This is a genomic window from Parabacteroides sp. PM6-13, assembly GCF_029892605.1.
Taxonomy (GTDB): Bacteria; Bacteroidota; Bacteroidia; order Bacteroidales; family Tannerellaceae; genus QVMG01.
In genome coordinates, this window is the sequence record NZ_JARXWF010000009.1 from 45,903 (window position 1) to 62,996 (window position 17,094).

Genomic DNA, 17,094 nt, shown 5'->3' on the forward strand with positions numbered 1-17,094 from the left:
TGTTTGTTGTCTTGTCGTTGCAGGGGAACGAATCCCCCCACAACGACGACAACTGTTTAATTAACTCAAAAAAGCATTATACTACATAACATTTTTTATTTATAACCCGGATTCTGATAAGCCTCTTTTTCCTCCTTCGTCATTTCCATACCGTCAAGCTGACCTTGCGGGATAGGACGCAGGTAATGATACTTCTCAATAGTCCGTTTGTATGTAACCGCGTTCCGGTCACCTCTATCATTTCCACAAATCACATAGGTGTCAGCATATTCATTCCATTTCTGCGTACGCACCAGGTCGTACCAACGGTAACCTTCACCAAAGTATTCACGAGAACGTTCGTCGAGGATATAATTTATATCGATCACCTGCGGAGTAGCCGCTGTCATAGCTGCGCTATTATCAGCTACATAGTCCGCGTTCAGCGCATTGCTGAAAGTCCATTTACCGGCACGGGCACGCAATACATTCACCAGTTCACGCGCGCTTTTTCCCGCTTTGACAGTGGCTCCCTGAACGGCCGCCTCGGCAGCTACCAGGTAAAGCTCAGAGAATTTAGCAATATTATACGGACGAGTGCTACCGGCATTAGGCTGACCGGCACCTGTTCCGTTGTCCGTACGATATGTACCTAACTTCCATAAGCCGGGGTATACACGGCGGCTGATAGCGCTGGGTGCCAATACATAGTCAGCACGTCCGGGCAATGTGCCGGCTCCAACGTTGTTATCGCCTGCTCCATTCGGATATTGAATCGCCGGATTTTCTTCCGGCAGGAACGTGAGTAGAGGTTCTTTTTCTACTACGCTCATGCCATTCGCATTGACAACCGAAGGCCATGTTTGGTTATTGGTCGACCAGTTTCCACGATACACAGTAGTAAACGTACCATCGTAGCGTGAGTCGTTCGTCTTATCAGCAAAGGTATAGGTGAATACACCATGAGGAGGAGCCATACGTGTCCAAGGACGGCCATAAGACTGTTCAGCCACACGAATAATCGGATTCACATTTTTCCCATCCACCTTAGCCCAATGGTCGGTGTAGTTCCAGTTCATCATCCAACCGGCAAAGTTATCCGGCGCGCCACCGCTACCATAGGTCAAGCTACCACCATTGTAGTATTCATCTTCCTGTGTATGGTCGGCATATAGGAGGATCTCTTTATTACGGTCGTTAGGACCCCAGTTCACTTTGAAGAAGCTATCTTCCAATCCGAAAGGACCTGGATTATCGATCGCCTCAACAGCCAGATCATAGGCTTTCTGGAAATACCAGGCTGCATCGTGTCCATCCGGATCGGTCCGTGCTACTTCAGGGTAGGTCGGGATACCATTCGGGTTCTTAAGCCACCAACCATAGGTAAGATAGGCTTTCGCCAGATAAAGACGGGCCACCGTTTTGGTTACACCACCCGTCAAGCGAGGATTCGTCGGCAGATTCTCGATCGCCATAAGCAGGTCGGGGAATACAGCCTTGGTATATACCTCCGGCACAGTGTTACGAACAGAAACACGCGAAGGATTGATATTGAATGCCAATTCGCCTGCTCCCAGATCCAGTGGCACACCACCGAATGTTTGTACCAACAGGAAATAGTCGAACGCGCGGAAAAAGCGTGCTTCGGAGATCAGCTGTTCCGACACACCTACTTCAGCACCGTTTTCGATCACCCCATTGGCCGTATTGATATTGGCGAAAGCGGTTCCCCATATCACATCCGAACGGCTACTGGTTGACGTAAGGCTTCCTACACCCGACAAGTCGGCATCTTTGAAGTTACCATCGGCCGATTGTCCATAGGTCGCTTCATCGGTCCCGGTCAGACAGGCGTTATAATAATAGGCCTGACCATAAATATAGCGTAAGTGCGCATACATGGAGGTAATCCCCCCCTCTACGCCTCGTTCTGTTTTGAAAAAAGTGGGGTCATAGGAACTACGCGGTTGTTCATCCAGAATATGCGAGCAGGAAGCTCCTCCCAGAAGCATCAGACCAACCACTCCTAAAACTGTTATCTTTGAAAATAATGATTTCATAATTACGTGTTTTTAGAATGTTAAGTTAATACCGAATAAATAGTTCCGTGTAGCGGGCGCGTTAATCCCCACAGTCAGGAAACGACTGGGGATACCACCTACTGCTACATTCTGATTTCCATACGAGTTCGTTTCCGGATCCAAGCCTGATTCTTTATGGAAGGGAGAATAGATAACAAACGGATTCTGCACGGTTGCATACGCACGTAAGCTCTGTACGCCTAATGACTTCAACCAGCTTTGCGCGCCGAAGTTATAGCCTAACGAGATGTTCTGTACTTTCCAGTAAGAGGCATCGAAATAACCCAGGGTGCTACCATATTTCGGGTTATCACCGCTCTGGCTACCGCCTGGTTTCGGATATTTCGCTCCGGTATTTTCAGGTGTCCAATAATCAACATCTACCTGTCCGCGACGTCCGGTCAACATATTCAGGTATCCATTGGCATGATGCAGGGTACTGATCAATTTGCCGCCCCATTTGAAGCCGGTGATCACATTCAGGTCGAAGCCTTTATAGGCAACGCGTGTGCTGAAACCGCCCTGGAATTTGGGTTCCATGCTGATGATCTGACGGTCGTCCGGACCAATCTGGCGTGTCGGCTTGCCATCGGCATCATACTCGCCGGTATATTTCACTTTGATCATACCTACGTTACCACCCGGTTCCAGAATATCCAGGTACGGATCACCCTCCTGCCACAAACCGACCTTTTCGTAATCATAGATAGCGTCGATAGGATAACCTACGAACCAGTGGTTCGATTCGTCGCGGGAAGCTCCCGAAGCTAATTCCGTCAGTTTGTTGCGGTTAGCAGACACGTTCAGCGTAGCGTCCCAGGTCCAACCGTTGTAATTATCGAGGATGGTACCGTTGAGGGTCAACTCCAACCCTTTATTCTGCGTTTTACCTACGTTACCTACATAGCTGCTTACCCCTGAGGTACCCGGCAGGTTCACGTTTTGCAACAGGTCATGCGTTTTCAAGATGTAATATTCAGCGGTTCCCGACAGACGACCATTGAACAGGGTGAAGTCAAGACCGAAGTTCCATGTAGAGGAGTACTCCCAGCCCAATGATGGGTTCGGCAGCGCAGACACATAATAGCCTGTTGCGTAGCCTGTAGGACCAAAGTTATAAGGACGGGTTGATAAGGTTCCCCAGGTTGAATACGGGTTTACTGACTGGTTGGAGGTTTGTCCGTAGCCAACACGCAGCTTTAAGATATCCAGCCAATCAACCTCTTGCATAAACTCTTCCTGACGGATATTCCAACCGGCGGAAACAGCCGGGTAGGTATGCCACTGATGTCCTTTTGCCAAACGGGAAGAGGCATCTGCACGAACGGTTGCCATAAACATATAGCGGTTGTCATAGGTGTACATCGCACGTCCCATCCAAGAGAGCAAGCCACTCTTTTGGTAATTCCAGTCGCCCGGATTAACGGTGATGGTTCCTTCGGCGCGTCCGATATTATAATATTGGAAATACTCCGCCGGAATATCTTTCCCGGAGAGTCTCGAGCGGGTATAGAGTGTTTCTTCCGCGGAGAACATACCCACTACGTTCAATTGGTGTTTGCCGAATGTACGGTCGTAGCTCAACAGGTTTTCCACTGTCCAGTTCGTCGTTTCCGAATGGCTAAGAGATGCCGTAGAAGGGGTTGTAGCTGTCGAGCTGTTCACGCCTTCACCGGTGAACGCACCCCCTTTGCTGGAACGATAGTTCAACCCTAAGTTGACACGGTATTTCAATCCCTCAACCCACGGACATGTCAATTCCGCGAATAGGTTGTTATAGGTACCGTAACCAATCGTTTCGTTCAGCCAGGTGTCTTCCAGGCTTTCCACCACGTCACGGGTGATCACGAAGGTTTCGTCCTGCGCCATTTTCACGGTCCGCTTCAAGGAACCGTCCGCGTTATACGGATTGGCGATCGGTGTCATCGACAACACATTATACAGACCGATATTCGAACCGGTTGTTGTGTTATAGTTGGAGTTGGTAGTCAAACCCATACGGAAATAGTCGCCCACACCCTGGTCGAATGATCCACGCAGGGAGTAGCGGGTATAGCTCTGTGTAGGGATAACGCCCTGATCTTTGTAGTAACCGGCTCCGAAGCTGTATGCTCCTTTATTGGTTCCACCCGATACGCCCACATCATGAGAAGTAACCATACCGTTGCGATACATCAGATCCTGCCAGTCGGTATTGATATCGTCCGACTCTTCCAATGAGTTGTCGAACTTACCGGCTAATTTACGCATAGCGGCATATTGTTCGCCATCCATCATCGGATAAGGAGAGAAAACCGTCTTCGCCCCTACATATCCGTTGTAAGTAAAGCGAGCCGGCGTGCCTTGGCTTCCTTTATTGGTTGTGATCAGGATCACACCATTGGCACCACGCGAACCGTAGATAGCCGTCGAAGAGGCATCTTTCAAAATATCCATGCTCTTAATGTCTCCGGTGCTGATATCCGACAGATTACCCATAAATGGGATTCCGTCTAATACGATCAACGGATCATTCGAGGCAGTCAAAGAGCGAGTACCACGAATACGGATCTGCATAGTGGCTCCCGGTTGAGAAGAACTCTGCGCCATATCCACACCGGCCACGCGGTTTTGCAACGCGTAGGTAATGTTTGTTGCCGGCACTTCCCGAATCAAATCACCTCCCACAGAAGCGATCGAACCGGTTACGTCCGATTTGCGTTGCGTACCGTAACCAATAACCACCACTTCGCCTAATACTTCCGAGTCCTCTTCCAATTTAATATTGTAAGTGGTCCGGCCTAAGGGCTGTTCCTGGGTTTTGTAACCTACGTAAGAGATAACGAGTGTTCCCGTCTGAGGAGCTTCAAAACTGAAGTTCCCGTCTAAATCTGTAATTGCACCAAGTGTGGTTCCTTTCACTTGAATATTAGCACCGATAACGCCTTCGCCTGTTTGGTCTACGACTTTACCGGTAATGGTTCTGTTCTGTGCGAACAATGGTAAGCTACATACACTTATCAATAAGAAGAGGATAGCTAATAGGGGTCTCCTATTTTTTACGGAAACCTCTCCGTGTAAAGTTTCATTCTTTTTATCCATTCTATTAGATTGTTTTAGTTAGTCTTTATCTATAAACATCATTGAGAAAATAGTTATTTCATAGGAATTATTCACTTTCGATTTTTATCCCATAGGCATTTCTTTTTAATGGTTTAACATCATTATTATTACGCTTAGTCGATTTTATTCGTTCTCGTCGGTGGTGGCATAGAGGCCAATGATCGATCCGGTGAATCCGCCGGCATTGGCCGTAGAGAGGTAGCGGGCATCGACCTGATCGGTCAACAGCTCCCATTTCCCCTCTTGGGTGGCATAATAGAAGGCATAGTGAAGACCGGTCGACACCACCTTCATATCAATGAATTTTCCCTGTTTCACCGGTGCTTCCGCCAGCGTTTTCTCTCCTGCATCGCTCACCTGTATCAGGGAGATCGCATGGCCATTTGCTGCTTTCCGCAAGGCGAAGAAATAATGGTGTGTCTCGTCTTTGAACAACAACATCCCGGCTGCTTGCTTTTCATTCTCCGGATGGAAATGCATACGGGTCTCACAGGTGAATTGATGATGTTGCATCCGGCGACCCACATAGGCCGGTGTTTTCATCTCCGCTGCCTTGACGGGCGAACAGGTCAACGCCAGGTGTCCGGGGCGCTTCTCGAGCGAATAGAGATCGGTTGCCGGTGTCCGCAGGGTCAGCCATTCCATACCCAGTTTGCTCTCATTAAAATCATCTTTCCGAGTGAAATTACCGAAAGTAACCTCTTCAGCCCTTTCCACTCCTTTTCGTTGAGAGATCATGGGGATCAACTCCTCGTCACGCGTCATATAAGGGAATCCGTCGTCGCTCCAGCGCACAGGCATCAGGAAGGTTTCGCGTCCCAGATTCTCAAACCGGTTGTTGATCGGACGGCAAGCCAGGAACACGGCCCACCAGTCGCCCTCTTTGGTTTGTATCAGGTCGGCATGCCCCGCGCAGGTGATCGGGTTCAGACGATTACCCGGCAGATGTCGCTGCGTAAGGATCGGGTTCTTATCCCAGGGTTTGAATTCACCCATCGGGCTATCACTCACGAAGATCACTTCCGAATGCTCTTCACTGGTGCCACCTTCGGCAGCCATCAGATAATACTTACCTTTTATCTTATATAAATGAGGACCTTCGATCCATATTGGTTTTTCCGCCAGGTTCACCCCACCGTTTACGATCATCTTCCAGGGGCCAATGGTCTTGTCGGTCGCTACGTCGAACTCGCGCACCCGGATCGAACGATGTCCTTCATACAATTCTTTTCCGTCCATCCCGTCATTGTTGACGATATAGGCACGACCATCTTCGTCGAAGAAAAAGGAGGGATCAATCCCCCCTACTTCAGGTAGGGGGATTGGATCCGACCAGGAGCCGAAAGGATCTTTTGTCTTTACAAAGAAATTTCCGGCCGAAACATTAGTGGTTATCATGTAATACGTTTGGTTGTGCGGATTATATTCGATGGCAGGTGCGAAGATACCTCGACTGATACCTCTCCCTTCCATATTGGTCAGCTGCGACGGTCTATCCAATACATGCCCGATCTGCTTCCAGTTCACCAGGTCTTTGCTGTGAAAGATAGGCACCCCCGGGAAATAGGCAAACGAAGAGGTCACCAGAAAGTAATCTTCCCCATTCGTGCATATGCTGGGATCAGAATACCAACCGGGAAGAATCGGATTATAGAATTGATCCTTACCGGACAAAGGATTTTCGTTGTAGAAATTGTCGTTGCCCGTATAGACAAGGTAGTCATAATAAGCAACAGGTTCTTCCTGCACAGCTTGCTCACACGAGGTGATAAACAAGGCAGACGACAATACAAGGCATAACGATAATAGCGTTGTGGTTCTCATGGTCATTAAAATAAATATTCATTAGTCTCAGGGCAAAGATAGAGACAAGAGAAGGAAAGAACCATTCCGATTAGATACGCATTTTTTCGTGTATGTTACATTTTTAGATAATTTGTTACAGATGTTGTTGTTTATGTTACATATACAATATGTAACGCTCTAATACACATCGCATTACACATACATGCCCGCATAAAAACGATAATACAAATTGCTCCTTCGTATTTTCACCAAACGAAGTCATGGGTGTAACGGCTCTCATTGCCGGCACCATCTTTTACGGTGAGGGTGAGGGTGTGGGCGCCGCGTGTGAGCTTTTCTTTATCGAAGCGATAGGTGAGCACGGAGCGGTTGTTCATTTCGAATAGGATGTACTGCCCATCGATCTCGCCGCGGTAGGTGTTGATCCCGCTCAGGTTGTCGGAGAGGCGGAAGCTGAACTGTTGCTTCCGGATCCAATTGGCCGGGTCGAGGGGGGTGATGGTGGGCGGTTGATTATCGATGTCGATGGAGTAGTTGCCCAGTTCGCGGATGGTTGCGTCGAGCCAGCCGTTGCGGTAGCTGCCACCCACCCACGAACGGCGTCCTTTGTGGATGCGTACGATACCGTATTGTTGCTTATTTTCCAAGCTGTCTTTCTCTAACCGCAGGGAGAGCTGTGCTTGCTGATGGAAGGCAAGCGGTTTGTCGTGGAGCCGGTGCACGGGCGCCAACGCCGAGCTGTCTTCTTTCGCTTCGTATTTGAAATAGAAGGTGTCGTAAAGATTCCCACGGGGAATAGTCAGGCGGATGCCTTTGGCTCCGAAACGGTTGTCGGATCCCCAGAAGAAGAGTTCGCGGCCGGTGGTTTCCGGGGCGGGGATGTCCTGTTCTTTTCCATCCACCCGGATGGCGAGGCGCGTTTGATTGCCCATACCATCGGTCAGGATATATTCCAGGTGGTAGATGCGTTCCTCCTGGATCGTCAGATAGCCCCGGTTGCGGCTTTCGATAAAGCGCAGTTTATTGCCCGGTTCGACAAAACTTTTCATATAGAACGAACGACGGTCGATCCATTCTTCGTAGTCGATAAAACTGTTTATATAACGCGACTCATCGAAGGCATACCGGTCGATATAGCTTCGGTAGAGGGTATCACCATCCGCTTTGAGCACAATCTCTTTGACGCCATACACATTGTGGGTGTTATCCATATAATCGTAGGCTTTGACGGCTATGCCAATCTTTCCCCAGGCCTGAATCGTGCCGACGAGGGTTTGCCCACCGTTCTGAGGGGTGAATTGTTTGTATTCCCGTTTGCGTTTACTCTCGTTGATCACTCCTTCTCCTTCCACCGGATAAAACATAACGCCCTGAATACGTGGCGGACGCTTATCAGTCAATTGCCGGCTGAAATAAGGGAGGGGGTCGAGTATCTCTTCCGATTTGGTATCGCGCACTTCTAAATGGAGGTGAGGACCACCCGAACTGCCGGTGTTTCCGCTCAGGGCAATCACCTCTCCCCGGCGTACCGGAAACCGATTGGCAACCGGATACAGGTTGACATTGAAACGCTCCTGTTCGTATTGCTGTTCTTTGACGTAGGCGGCAATCGAATCGGTAAAGCGTAATAGGTGCCCATAGACCGTGGTCGTGCCATCGGGATGATCCAGGTAGAGGGCATTCCCATACCCGCCGGGACTCACCGAGATACGTGATACATACCCGTCGTTCACCGCGTGTACCGGTTTCCCTTCCGCCCCCTGCGTCTTGAAATCGATCCCCGCATGGAAATGATTTGAACGCAGCTCCCCGAAATTGCCACTCAATAGGATCGGGAAATCGAACGGATTGGGTAACTCCTGCGCACGCATTGGCTGAATAAACAACGTGGCGCATACCAAACACACAAAAAGGATAGCTTGTTTTCTTGTTTTCATATCTATAGGCAAAAGTAGGGAATTTTTATTCTTTCCCGTTGCGACTATCACATTTGTAACATCTTTTGCACATTTGTCGCATAGGGTACAAATGTGATAGTCGGGGGTTGATTTGTTATGCTTGGCTGGTAGGGCGGCAACTATATTTGCGACAGAATATCATGTCAAACAATTATAAATCAGATTTTATGAAAACATCACCTCTTGGTAAATTATGTGTCTGGATAACGCTGTTATTCCTGGCACAAGTGGTTTATGCGCAGCAGATACCCGTGCAGGGTACTGTTATCTCGGCGACGGATGACTACCCGATTATCGGTGCATCTGTTATTGAAAAAGGTACGTTGAATGGTAATGTGACCGACCTGGACGGGAAGTTCACCTTGCATGTTCCTAAAGGAGCGACCATTCAGATCAGCTACATTGGTTATATCACGCAGGAGATCATTATCGACAACGCGGCTCCTCTACAGATTCTATTAGCGGAAGATGTGCAGCAGCTCGGCGATGTGATTGTAACCGGTTACTCTTCCCAGAAAAAGGCCGACTTGACGGGTGCGGTGTCTGTGGTGAAGATGGACGAGGTGAAGACCATCAATACCAGCAATGCTATGCAGTCGTTGCAGGGACGTGTGCCGGGTGTTCACATCACCAATACGGGAAATCCGACCGGCGACGTTGACGTGAAGGTGCGCGGTGTCTCTACCTTAGGCAATAGCCGTCCGCTTTATATCATCGACGGGGTGCCGAGCACGCGCTCGATGAATGAGATTGCGACGTCGGATATCGAATCCATCCAGGTATTGAAGGATGCTTCGGCAGCCAGTATCTATGGTTCGCGTGCGGCTAACGGCGTGATTATCGTAACCACGAAAAAGGGGAAAGCCGGCGGAACACATGTAGAGTTCCGTGCCTCCCTGACAGCTGCCCAATGGCAACGTTCGGTGGATCTGTTGAATGCCGAAGAGCGCGGACAGGCACAGTGGCTGGCGGCTATGACCGATAAGATCGACCCTAACTATGGTAACTATACATTCGATTGGAACAAAGATGCCAATGGAAACCCCGTGTTGAACAGGGTGAATCTGCCTGAGTACCTGTATGTCGGCGGCGTGGCCACCATGGAAGCGACCGATACCGACTGGGTGAAAGAGATCAGCCGCACCGGTTTCATTCAGAATTACAATGTGACCGTAACCAACGGGAATGAGAAGGGACGCGCACTTTTCTCGGTGGATTATTACGGCAATAGCGGAACGATCAAGAGTTCATACTTCAACCGTATCGTGGCACGTATCAACAGCGATTATAAATTGTTTAACGACCGTGTGACGATTGGTGAAAACCTCTCGGTGTCGAAAACGCGTGAGTCTGCTCTCGACGCGGCCAACCTGCAAGACCGGGCACGCCTGATTCAGCCTTTGGTGCCAGTCCACGATATGGAAGGCGGCTGGGGTGGTCCTGCCAGCAATATGAGCGACCGGCAGAATCCGGTGCGTATGATCGAAGACAATAAAGATAACTACAAAGATGTGGTTCGTCTGTTTGGTGATATCAGCCTGGATGTGGAGATATTGAAAGGATTGAATTTCCGCTCGAAATTGGGTATCGACTACACCGCCTTCTGGCAACGCTATATGCAAAAGAGCTATCAGTCGGGGTTCCTCTCGGATGAGACGGCACGCCTGGACACACATGCCAACTACGGTGGCAACTGGATTTTGAGTAATACGTTGAACTACAAAGAATCATTCGGAAAGCATGCCATCGATATTCTGGTGGGTCAGGAAATGTTGAAATATCAGTTTGAAGATATGTCGGCAGGACGCGATGGCTTTGTATTGGAATCGCCCGACTATATGTATCTCTCTGCCGGAGAGGTTAACTTCCGTAACAGCGGTGGCGCTACCTCTTATGCACTCTCTTCTTTCTTTGGTAAGGTCAACTATGTGTATGACAATAAATACCTGGCTTCCTTCACCCTGCGTCGCGATGGTTCGTCGCGCTTCGGGGCAAACAATCGCTGGGGTACCTTCCCCGCCTTCTCATTGGGATGGCGCTTGACCGAAGAGAGCTTCTTTGAAGGAGCGAAGAGTGTATTCTCAGATCTGAAACTGCGTTATGGCTGGGGGATGACCGGTAACCAGGAGATCGACAACTACGCGGCTTACGGTTTGTATCAGGCTCGCTACTATACCGATCCTACCTGGGAACGCGATCAGGGAACAGCTTATGATATTTACGGAAACAACCAGGGAACCCTGCCTTCCGGATTTATCCGCACCCAACGTCCGAACGAAAACCTGAAATGGGAAGCTACCACACAGCATAATGCTGGTATCGATTTTGGTCTGTTCGATCAGAAGTTTGTCGGATCTGTCGATTACTTCTTTAAAGAAACAAACGATATTCTGGTGAAGCCTCCTTACATTGCTACGATCGGCTTTGGCGGCGACAGCTATGTGAATGGTGCCAGCATGGAGAACTGGGGATTGGAATTTGCCCTGACCTATAACCAAAAGATCGGCGAAGTGGATCTGGCCGTGACAGGCAATATCGCCAGCTACCGCAACAAGATCACGAAATTGCCGGAAGATGTAATCAACTCCTATCCGGGTAACGGCAACGACCAGACGATTCTGGGACGCCCCTGGAAATCGCTTTTCGGCTATGTGACCGACGGACTGTTTCAGACGCAGGAAGAGGTCGATGCCCATGTGGATCAACCCGGTAAAGGCCTCGGACGCATCCGTTACAAAAATCTGAATGGCGACAATAAGATCAACGACGAAGACCGCACCTGGCTGGGTACGGAAGATCCCGATTTCCTGTATGGACTGAATGTAGCTGCTTCCTGGAAGAATTTCGATTTCTCTATGTTCTGGAACGGACAGGTCGGATCGTATACCTACAATTGGTTGAAAGAGTTTACCGATTTCTATGGATTCTTCGGCGGACAGAACTACGGAACACGCCTGTTGGACGGCTGGCGTCCTGATAATACGAACACGACCATTCCGGCTGTGTCGGGAAGTGATGTGAACAATGAGATCCGCACCTCGGATTACTTTGTGGAAAACACCTCTTTCTTGAAATTGGCTAACCTGGAAATAGGCTATCGCCTGCCGGAACATCTGTTGAAAGCGGCACGCATAAGTAGTGCCCGTCTCTATATCTCCGGGCAGAACCTGTTGACCTTCAAGAAAAACTGGGGCAAAGATGCCTTCACCGGTGTCGATCCTGAAACACCTCGTTTTGCCTATCCGGTGCCACGGTCGTTTACGTTTGGGTTGAATGTCTCTTTTTAATTCATCATTCTTTATTCATCATTCATCATTAATAATTAGTAACGTGAAAACATTAAAATACATAACCATATCGGCCGCCTTATTACTTCCCATGGCGGCATGTGATTCTTTTCTGGACGAATCACCTAAAGGAGTGGCCGGCTCGGAAGCCTTGAATACACCGGCTGAAATAGAAAAAATGGTCATTGCGGCCTATTCCTCTCTGGGGAACGATAACTACCAACGGGGCATGAATGCGCTTTGGCCCTATGGCGACCTGCGCAGCGGCGACTCCCACAAAGGAGGCGACGGCCCGGGTGATATGGGCGACTTCAATACCTTCGAGACATTTGTCTATATGCGCGACGACCTGGGTTACCTGGATCAGAAATGGTATGGGCAATACATCAACATCGCCCGCGCAAACGATGCCCTGGGCCGTATCGTAGCTGCTTCCGAAAGTGACTATCCGAAGAAGAAGATCCGCGAAGCAGAGATGCGTTTCCTGCGTGCGCATTACTACTTTGAACTGAAGGTATTATTCAAACAGGTGCCTTTTGTCGATGAAACCATTCCGACAGAGGAGTATATCAATATCTCCAATGTGGAATATAGTAGCCAGGAGTTATGGGATAAGATCGTAGCGGAGTTTCGTTTTGCTGCGGAAAACCTGCCGGATAACAACGAGGACAAAGGACGCGCCAACAAAGGTATGGCCAAAGCCTACCTGGCCAAGGCATTGCTCTTCTCGGCTTACGAACAGGATGAAAAGCATAATGTGGTGAATATAAACAAGACAAAATTGGAAGAGGTAGCCGCTTTATGCAAAGAGTTGGGAGGCAGCTACGCGCTATCGAACGACTTTGCCGACAACTTCCTGTGCGAAACAGAGAACGGTCCCGAATCGATCTTTGCCATCCAACATTCGCATAGCGACGGTACGTTGCGCGGACGCCTCGACTGGGGTGCGATGCTTAACTATCCGATGAATCCTGAATACGGATGCTGCGGCTTCCATCAGCCAACACAGAATATGGTGAATGCTTTCCGTACGGATGCCAGCGGGCTGCCGTTGTTAGACACATTCAATGAAAAGAGTATCACGACGCCCGACGATCTGTTGGAGAACAATGTCGACCCGCGCCTCAATCATACGGTGGCTATTCCGGGATTGCCTTACAAATACAATCCGGAGTTTATTTTCCAGACCGACTGGAACCGCAGCCCTCAAACCTACGGGCCGTTTATGTCGATGAAAGAGACTGTATTGCCCGATTGCCCCTGCTTTGCCAAGGCAGATCCGTTTATGTCGAGCTCCAAGAACAGGGATGTGATCCGTTACGACGATGTCGTGTTGTGGCAGGCGGAAGCCCTGATCGAACTGGGTCGTCAGGATGAGGCATTGCCGTTGATCAATGCGATCCGGGAGCGTGCCGGCCGTAGCACAGCGAAACTGGTCGATGTGCAGGGTGATGCGATAGCCAAGTTCCATGTAGCAACCTATCAGCCCGGCGTGAATTGCCCGGCATGGACACAGGACTTTGCCCGGAAAGCATTGCGCTTCGAGCGTCGCCTGGAATTCTCCCAGGAGGGACACCGCTTCTTCGACCTGGTACGCTGGGGCATTGCTTCGGAGACGGTCAACGAATACCTGGCCGTAGAGAAGGTACGCCGTGGTGCTTACCTGCAGGAGGCGAAATTTACTAAAAACCGCGATGAATATTTCCCGATTCCCAAAGCGCAGATCAATTTCAGCAAGAAGTTGTATCAGCAAAACTACGGATGGGAATAAACAATATGAATAAGATTAATCCATACACAAAAAACAATATATCATGAAACATCTGACATTAGTAATCATTGGCTGTTGCCTGTTGGCTGCCTGCAACAGCCAGAAGGGTGAACAGAACGAATCGAAAGAAAACCTGGCATTCCAGGAATCATATCGCCCGCAGATCCATTTCTCTCCGGCTTCCGGCTGGATGAATGATCCGAACGGCATGGTCTATTATGAAGGCGAATACCACCTTTACTACCAGCACTATCCGGAAGATACAAAGTGGGGACCTATGCACTGGGGGCATGCGATCAGTAGCGACCTGGTTCATTGGGAACACCAGCCGATCGCGATCTACCCCGATGAGATGGGATATATCTTTTCCGGTAGCGCGGTGGTAGACACGAACAACAGCTCGGGCTTAGGTACAATAGAGAACCCTCCATTGATCGCTTTTTTCACCTATCACGATATGGCGAAAGAGAAAGCCGGCGAGATCGATATCGAGTCGCAGGCGATCGCCTACAGTCTGGATAAAGGACGCACCTGGACGAAGTATGCCAAGAATCCGGTGGTGAAGAACCCTGGCATCCGCGACTTCCGCGACCCGAAAGTGATCTGGCACGAGGCATCCAAGCAATGGATCATGAGCGTAGCCTCCGGGCAGGTGATCCGTTTCTATAGCTCGACAGACTGCCTGGCGTGGCATGAGCTGAGTGAATTTGGAAGCGGAAAAGGCAACCACGATGGCGTATGGGAATGTCCTGACCTATTCCCGTTGAAGGTATCGAATTCCGACGAAGAGAAATGGGTGCTTATCGTGAATATCAACCCGGGCGGCCCGGCTGGTGGATCGGCTTCGCAGTATTTTGTAGGCGATTTCGACGGGAAGCAGTTCGTTTCTGATCAAAAAGAGACGCTTTGGATGGATTATGGAAAAGACAATTACGCCGGTGTGACCTGGTCGGACGCGCCCGACAACCGCCGAATCCTGATCGGTTGGATGAATAACTGGCAATATGCCGGGCATGAACCGACTACGGTATGGAGCGGAGCCGCCACCTTCCCGCGTGAGATGGGATTGGTGAAAGACGGTTCGATCTACCTGTTGACCTCTACCCCGGTGAAAGAGTTGGATCGCCTGCGGGAAAAAACCGTAGACATACAACCGACCACCATCAATAAGACCCTCCTGTTGTCCGATCTGATCACCTTTGAAACAGCGCCGCTTGAAATCAATCTGCGCTTCAACCAGGAGAATAATACCCAGATGAACTTTGCGACCAAATACGGTATCCGTCTGAAAAATGAAAAGGGCGAGTATATAGCGATTGGCTACGATAACCTGAATAAGGTGTTCTATGTGGACCGTACCAATGCTACCGGCGAGACCTTCTCTCCGTCGTTTGCCAGCCTGCATGGCGCGCCCTATATCATTAACAGTCCGCAGGTCGACTGGCAACTGTTGGTTGATGTCTCTTCCGTTGAATTCTTTGCCGCAGGTAATCGCATTGTTTTGACGAATACCTTTTACCCTTCCGAGCCGTTCAACACCGTGGAACTGTTCACGCAGGACGGAGTGATCGGACTGACTAAAGGCTCAATTACCCAATTGAGTTCCATCTGGAAACAGGACGTATCATCAGACAAAGCCAAGTAATATGCAACAAGATAAGCCATTAGTCGTAGGACTCGGGGAACTGCTCTGGGATGTGTTCCCGGATCAGAAGAAAGCCGGCGGTGCTCCGATCAACTTTGTCTACCATGCTACCCAGATGGGAGCCGAAGGCTGTGCCATCAGCGCGGTGGGAAATGATGTTTTCGGTACGGAGATCATCATGGAACTGGAGAAAAACAATATCTGCAATTACATTGAGAAGGTAGAGCATCCGACAGGAAGCGTACTGGTGGAGCTCCACGAGGGCTCGCCTACCTACCGGATTATCGAAGGGGTTGCCTGGGACTATCTGCCACTCACACAACAGGCTATCGACCTGGTGAAACGAGCCGACTCGATCTGTTTCGGCACCCTGGCGCAACGCTCGCCGGTATCGCATGAAACGATCTCTACCCTGATGTCGTATGCGCGGCCCGAGGCGCTTCGCTTTTTCGATATCAACCTGCGACAACATTATTATAGTAAGGAATTGATCGAGTCTTCCTTGGAAAAGGCAAACGTATTCAAATTGAACGATGAAGAATTGCTGTTGTTGCGTCCGATGTTCGCCCTGGAGGGAAGCGACGACGAGGTGTGCGCCTGGTTTATGAAACGTTTCGATCTGCGTTACCTTATATTGACCGGCGGCAGTCAGTTCAGCACCATTTATTCGACAACCGAAAAGTCGACTATCCCGACTCCACGTGTGACGGTGGCCGATACGGTCGGTGCAGGTGATTCTTTCTCGGGTGCTTTTATCTATTCTATCCTTTCCGGTAAATCGCTGAGCGAATCGCATCAGAAAGCGGTAGAAATAGCCGCGTTTGTATGTACACAGCAGGGGGCCTGGCCGGCGTATGAGTTAATGGTTAATGGTTAATTGTTAATTGTTAAGCGGTGGCTGGCGTTGATTTTCAAGTAGGAGGAAAGGGGAAGATTTGCAGAAAGCCCGGAAGGGCTTCAACCTGGATAACCCCGTGCAAGCCGTCAGGCGCAGCTCGGGGTGGAGGTAAATCTATATAATGAGCTCCGTAGGAGGTCAACTGTTGAGCCCCTACGGAGCTCGTGTCTCTGCGACAACCCACCCCGAGCTGCGCCTGACGGCTTGCACGGGGTTATCCAAGTATAAGTCCTTCCGGACTTCAGTATCTTCACATCTTCCAAAATTGGAAGATGCAAGGAAAGGAGAAAGGTTGCGGGGATGCACGCCGCAGGCGTGAGATTATGCATAACCGTATGCAAGCGTAGCGCAGCTTACGGTAGTGAATCATCTATATAAAAAGCCCCGCATGGGGCGGGATTATGGCGGATCTCGCACCTGCGGCGCTTGACTGACAGGGAGTCGCTATACCGTAAGCTGCGCTACGCTTGCATACGGTTATGCATAATCTCGCGCTGGCAGCGCGCTCCCCACCTTCCAATTTTCCCAAAATTTGAAGATCAGCGCAACCACTAACAGTTACGCTTA

Annotated in this window: 8 protein-coding genes; 4 read left to right on the forward strand and 4 right to left on the reverse strand. The window is 49.7% G+C overall.

The features are described from left to right. Positions 1-95 precede the first annotated feature (95 nt). From M2134_RS09660 to M2134_RS09675, 4 genes are all read right to left on the reverse strand, one after another. The gene (locus M2134_RS09660; protein ID WP_280751100.1) at positions 96-2,039 is read right to left on the reverse strand and encodes a RagB/SusD family nutrient uptake outer membrane protein; all 1,944 of its coding nucleotides are present in this window, start codon (positions 2,037-2,039) and stop codon (positions 96-98) included. A gap of 12 nt (positions 2,040-2,051) precedes the next feature. Continuing rightward, positions 2,052-5,141, reverse strand: a complete 3,090-nt coding sequence (locus M2134_RS09665; RefSeq protein WP_280751101.1) for a TonB-dependent receptor — start codon at positions 5,139-5,141, stop codon at positions 2,052-2,054. 144 nt (positions 5,142-5,285) lie between these two features. Next, complete coding sequence (locus M2134_RS09670; RefSeq protein ID WP_280751102.1) at positions 5,286-6,986, reverse strand: glycoside hydrolase family 43 protein; 1,701 nt, start codon at positions 6,984-6,986, stop codon at positions 5,286-5,288. A 227-nt stretch (positions 6,987-7,213) separates the two neighbouring features. Next, complete coding sequence (locus M2134_RS09675; RefSeq protein ID WP_280751103.1) at positions 7,214-8,905, reverse strand: M23 family metallopeptidase; 1,692 nt, start codon at positions 8,903-8,905, stop codon at positions 7,214-7,216. Positions 8,906-9,093: 188 nt separating this feature from the next. Between M2134_RS09675 and M2134_RS09680 the strand changes: the two genes are divergently transcribed. The 4 genes from M2134_RS09680 to M2134_RS09695 are packed head-to-tail and all read left to right on the forward strand — an operon-like array spanning position 9,094 to position 16,506. Next, entirely contained in the window at positions 9,094-12,213 is a 3,120-nt protein-coding gene (locus M2134_RS09680) for a TonB-dependent receptor (RefSeq protein ID WP_280751104.1), read from the forward strand. A gap of 43 nt (positions 12,214-12,256) precedes the next feature. Further along, positions 12,257-13,984: a RagB/SusD family nutrient uptake outer membrane protein gene (locus tag M2134_RS09685; RefSeq protein ID WP_280751105.1), complete on the forward strand. Its 1,728-nt coding sequence runs from the start codon at positions 12,257-12,259 to the stop codon at positions 13,982-13,984. Between the two features lie 43 nt (positions 13,985-14,027). Further along, complete coding sequence (locus tag M2134_RS09690; RefSeq protein WP_280751106.1) at positions 14,028-15,629, forward strand: glycoside hydrolase family 32 protein; 1,602 nt, start codon at positions 14,028-14,030, stop codon at positions 15,627-15,629. A 1-nt stretch (position 15,630) separates the two neighbouring features. Further along, positions 15,631-16,506, forward strand: coding sequence for a carbohydrate kinase (locus tag M2134_RS09695; protein WP_280751107.1), 876 nt, complete (start codon positions 15,631-15,633; stop codon positions 16,504-16,506). Positions 16,507-17,094: the final 588 nt, after the last annotated feature.

Coding starts and splice junctions, on each gene's coding strand:
- M2134_RS09665 (WP_280751101.1), bottom strand. CDS start 5,141: ATGGATAAAAAGAATGAAACTTTACACGGAGAGGTTTCCGTAAAAAAT.
- M2134_RS09680 (WP_280751104.1), top strand. CDS start 9,094: ATGAAAACATCACCTCTTGGTAAATTATGTGTCTGGATAACGCTGTTA.
- M2134_RS09670 (WP_280751102.1), bottom strand. CDS start 6,986: ATGAGAACCACAACGCTATTATCGTTATGCCTTGTATTGTCGTCTGCC.
- M2134_RS09660 (WP_280751100.1), bottom strand. CDS start 2,039: ATGAAATCATTATTTTCAAAGATAACAGTTTTAGGAGTGGTTGGTCTG.
- M2134_RS09690 (WP_280751106.1), top strand. CDS start 14,028: ATGAAACATCTGACATTAGTAATCATTGGCTGTTGCCTGTTGGCTGCC.
- M2134_RS09695 (WP_280751107.1), top strand. CDS start 15,631: ATGCAACAAGATAAGCCATTAGTCGTAGGACTCGGGGAACTGCTCTGG.
- M2134_RS09675 (WP_280751103.1), bottom strand. CDS start 8,905: ATGAAAACAAGAAAACAAGCTATCCTTTTTGTGTGTTTGGTATGCGCC.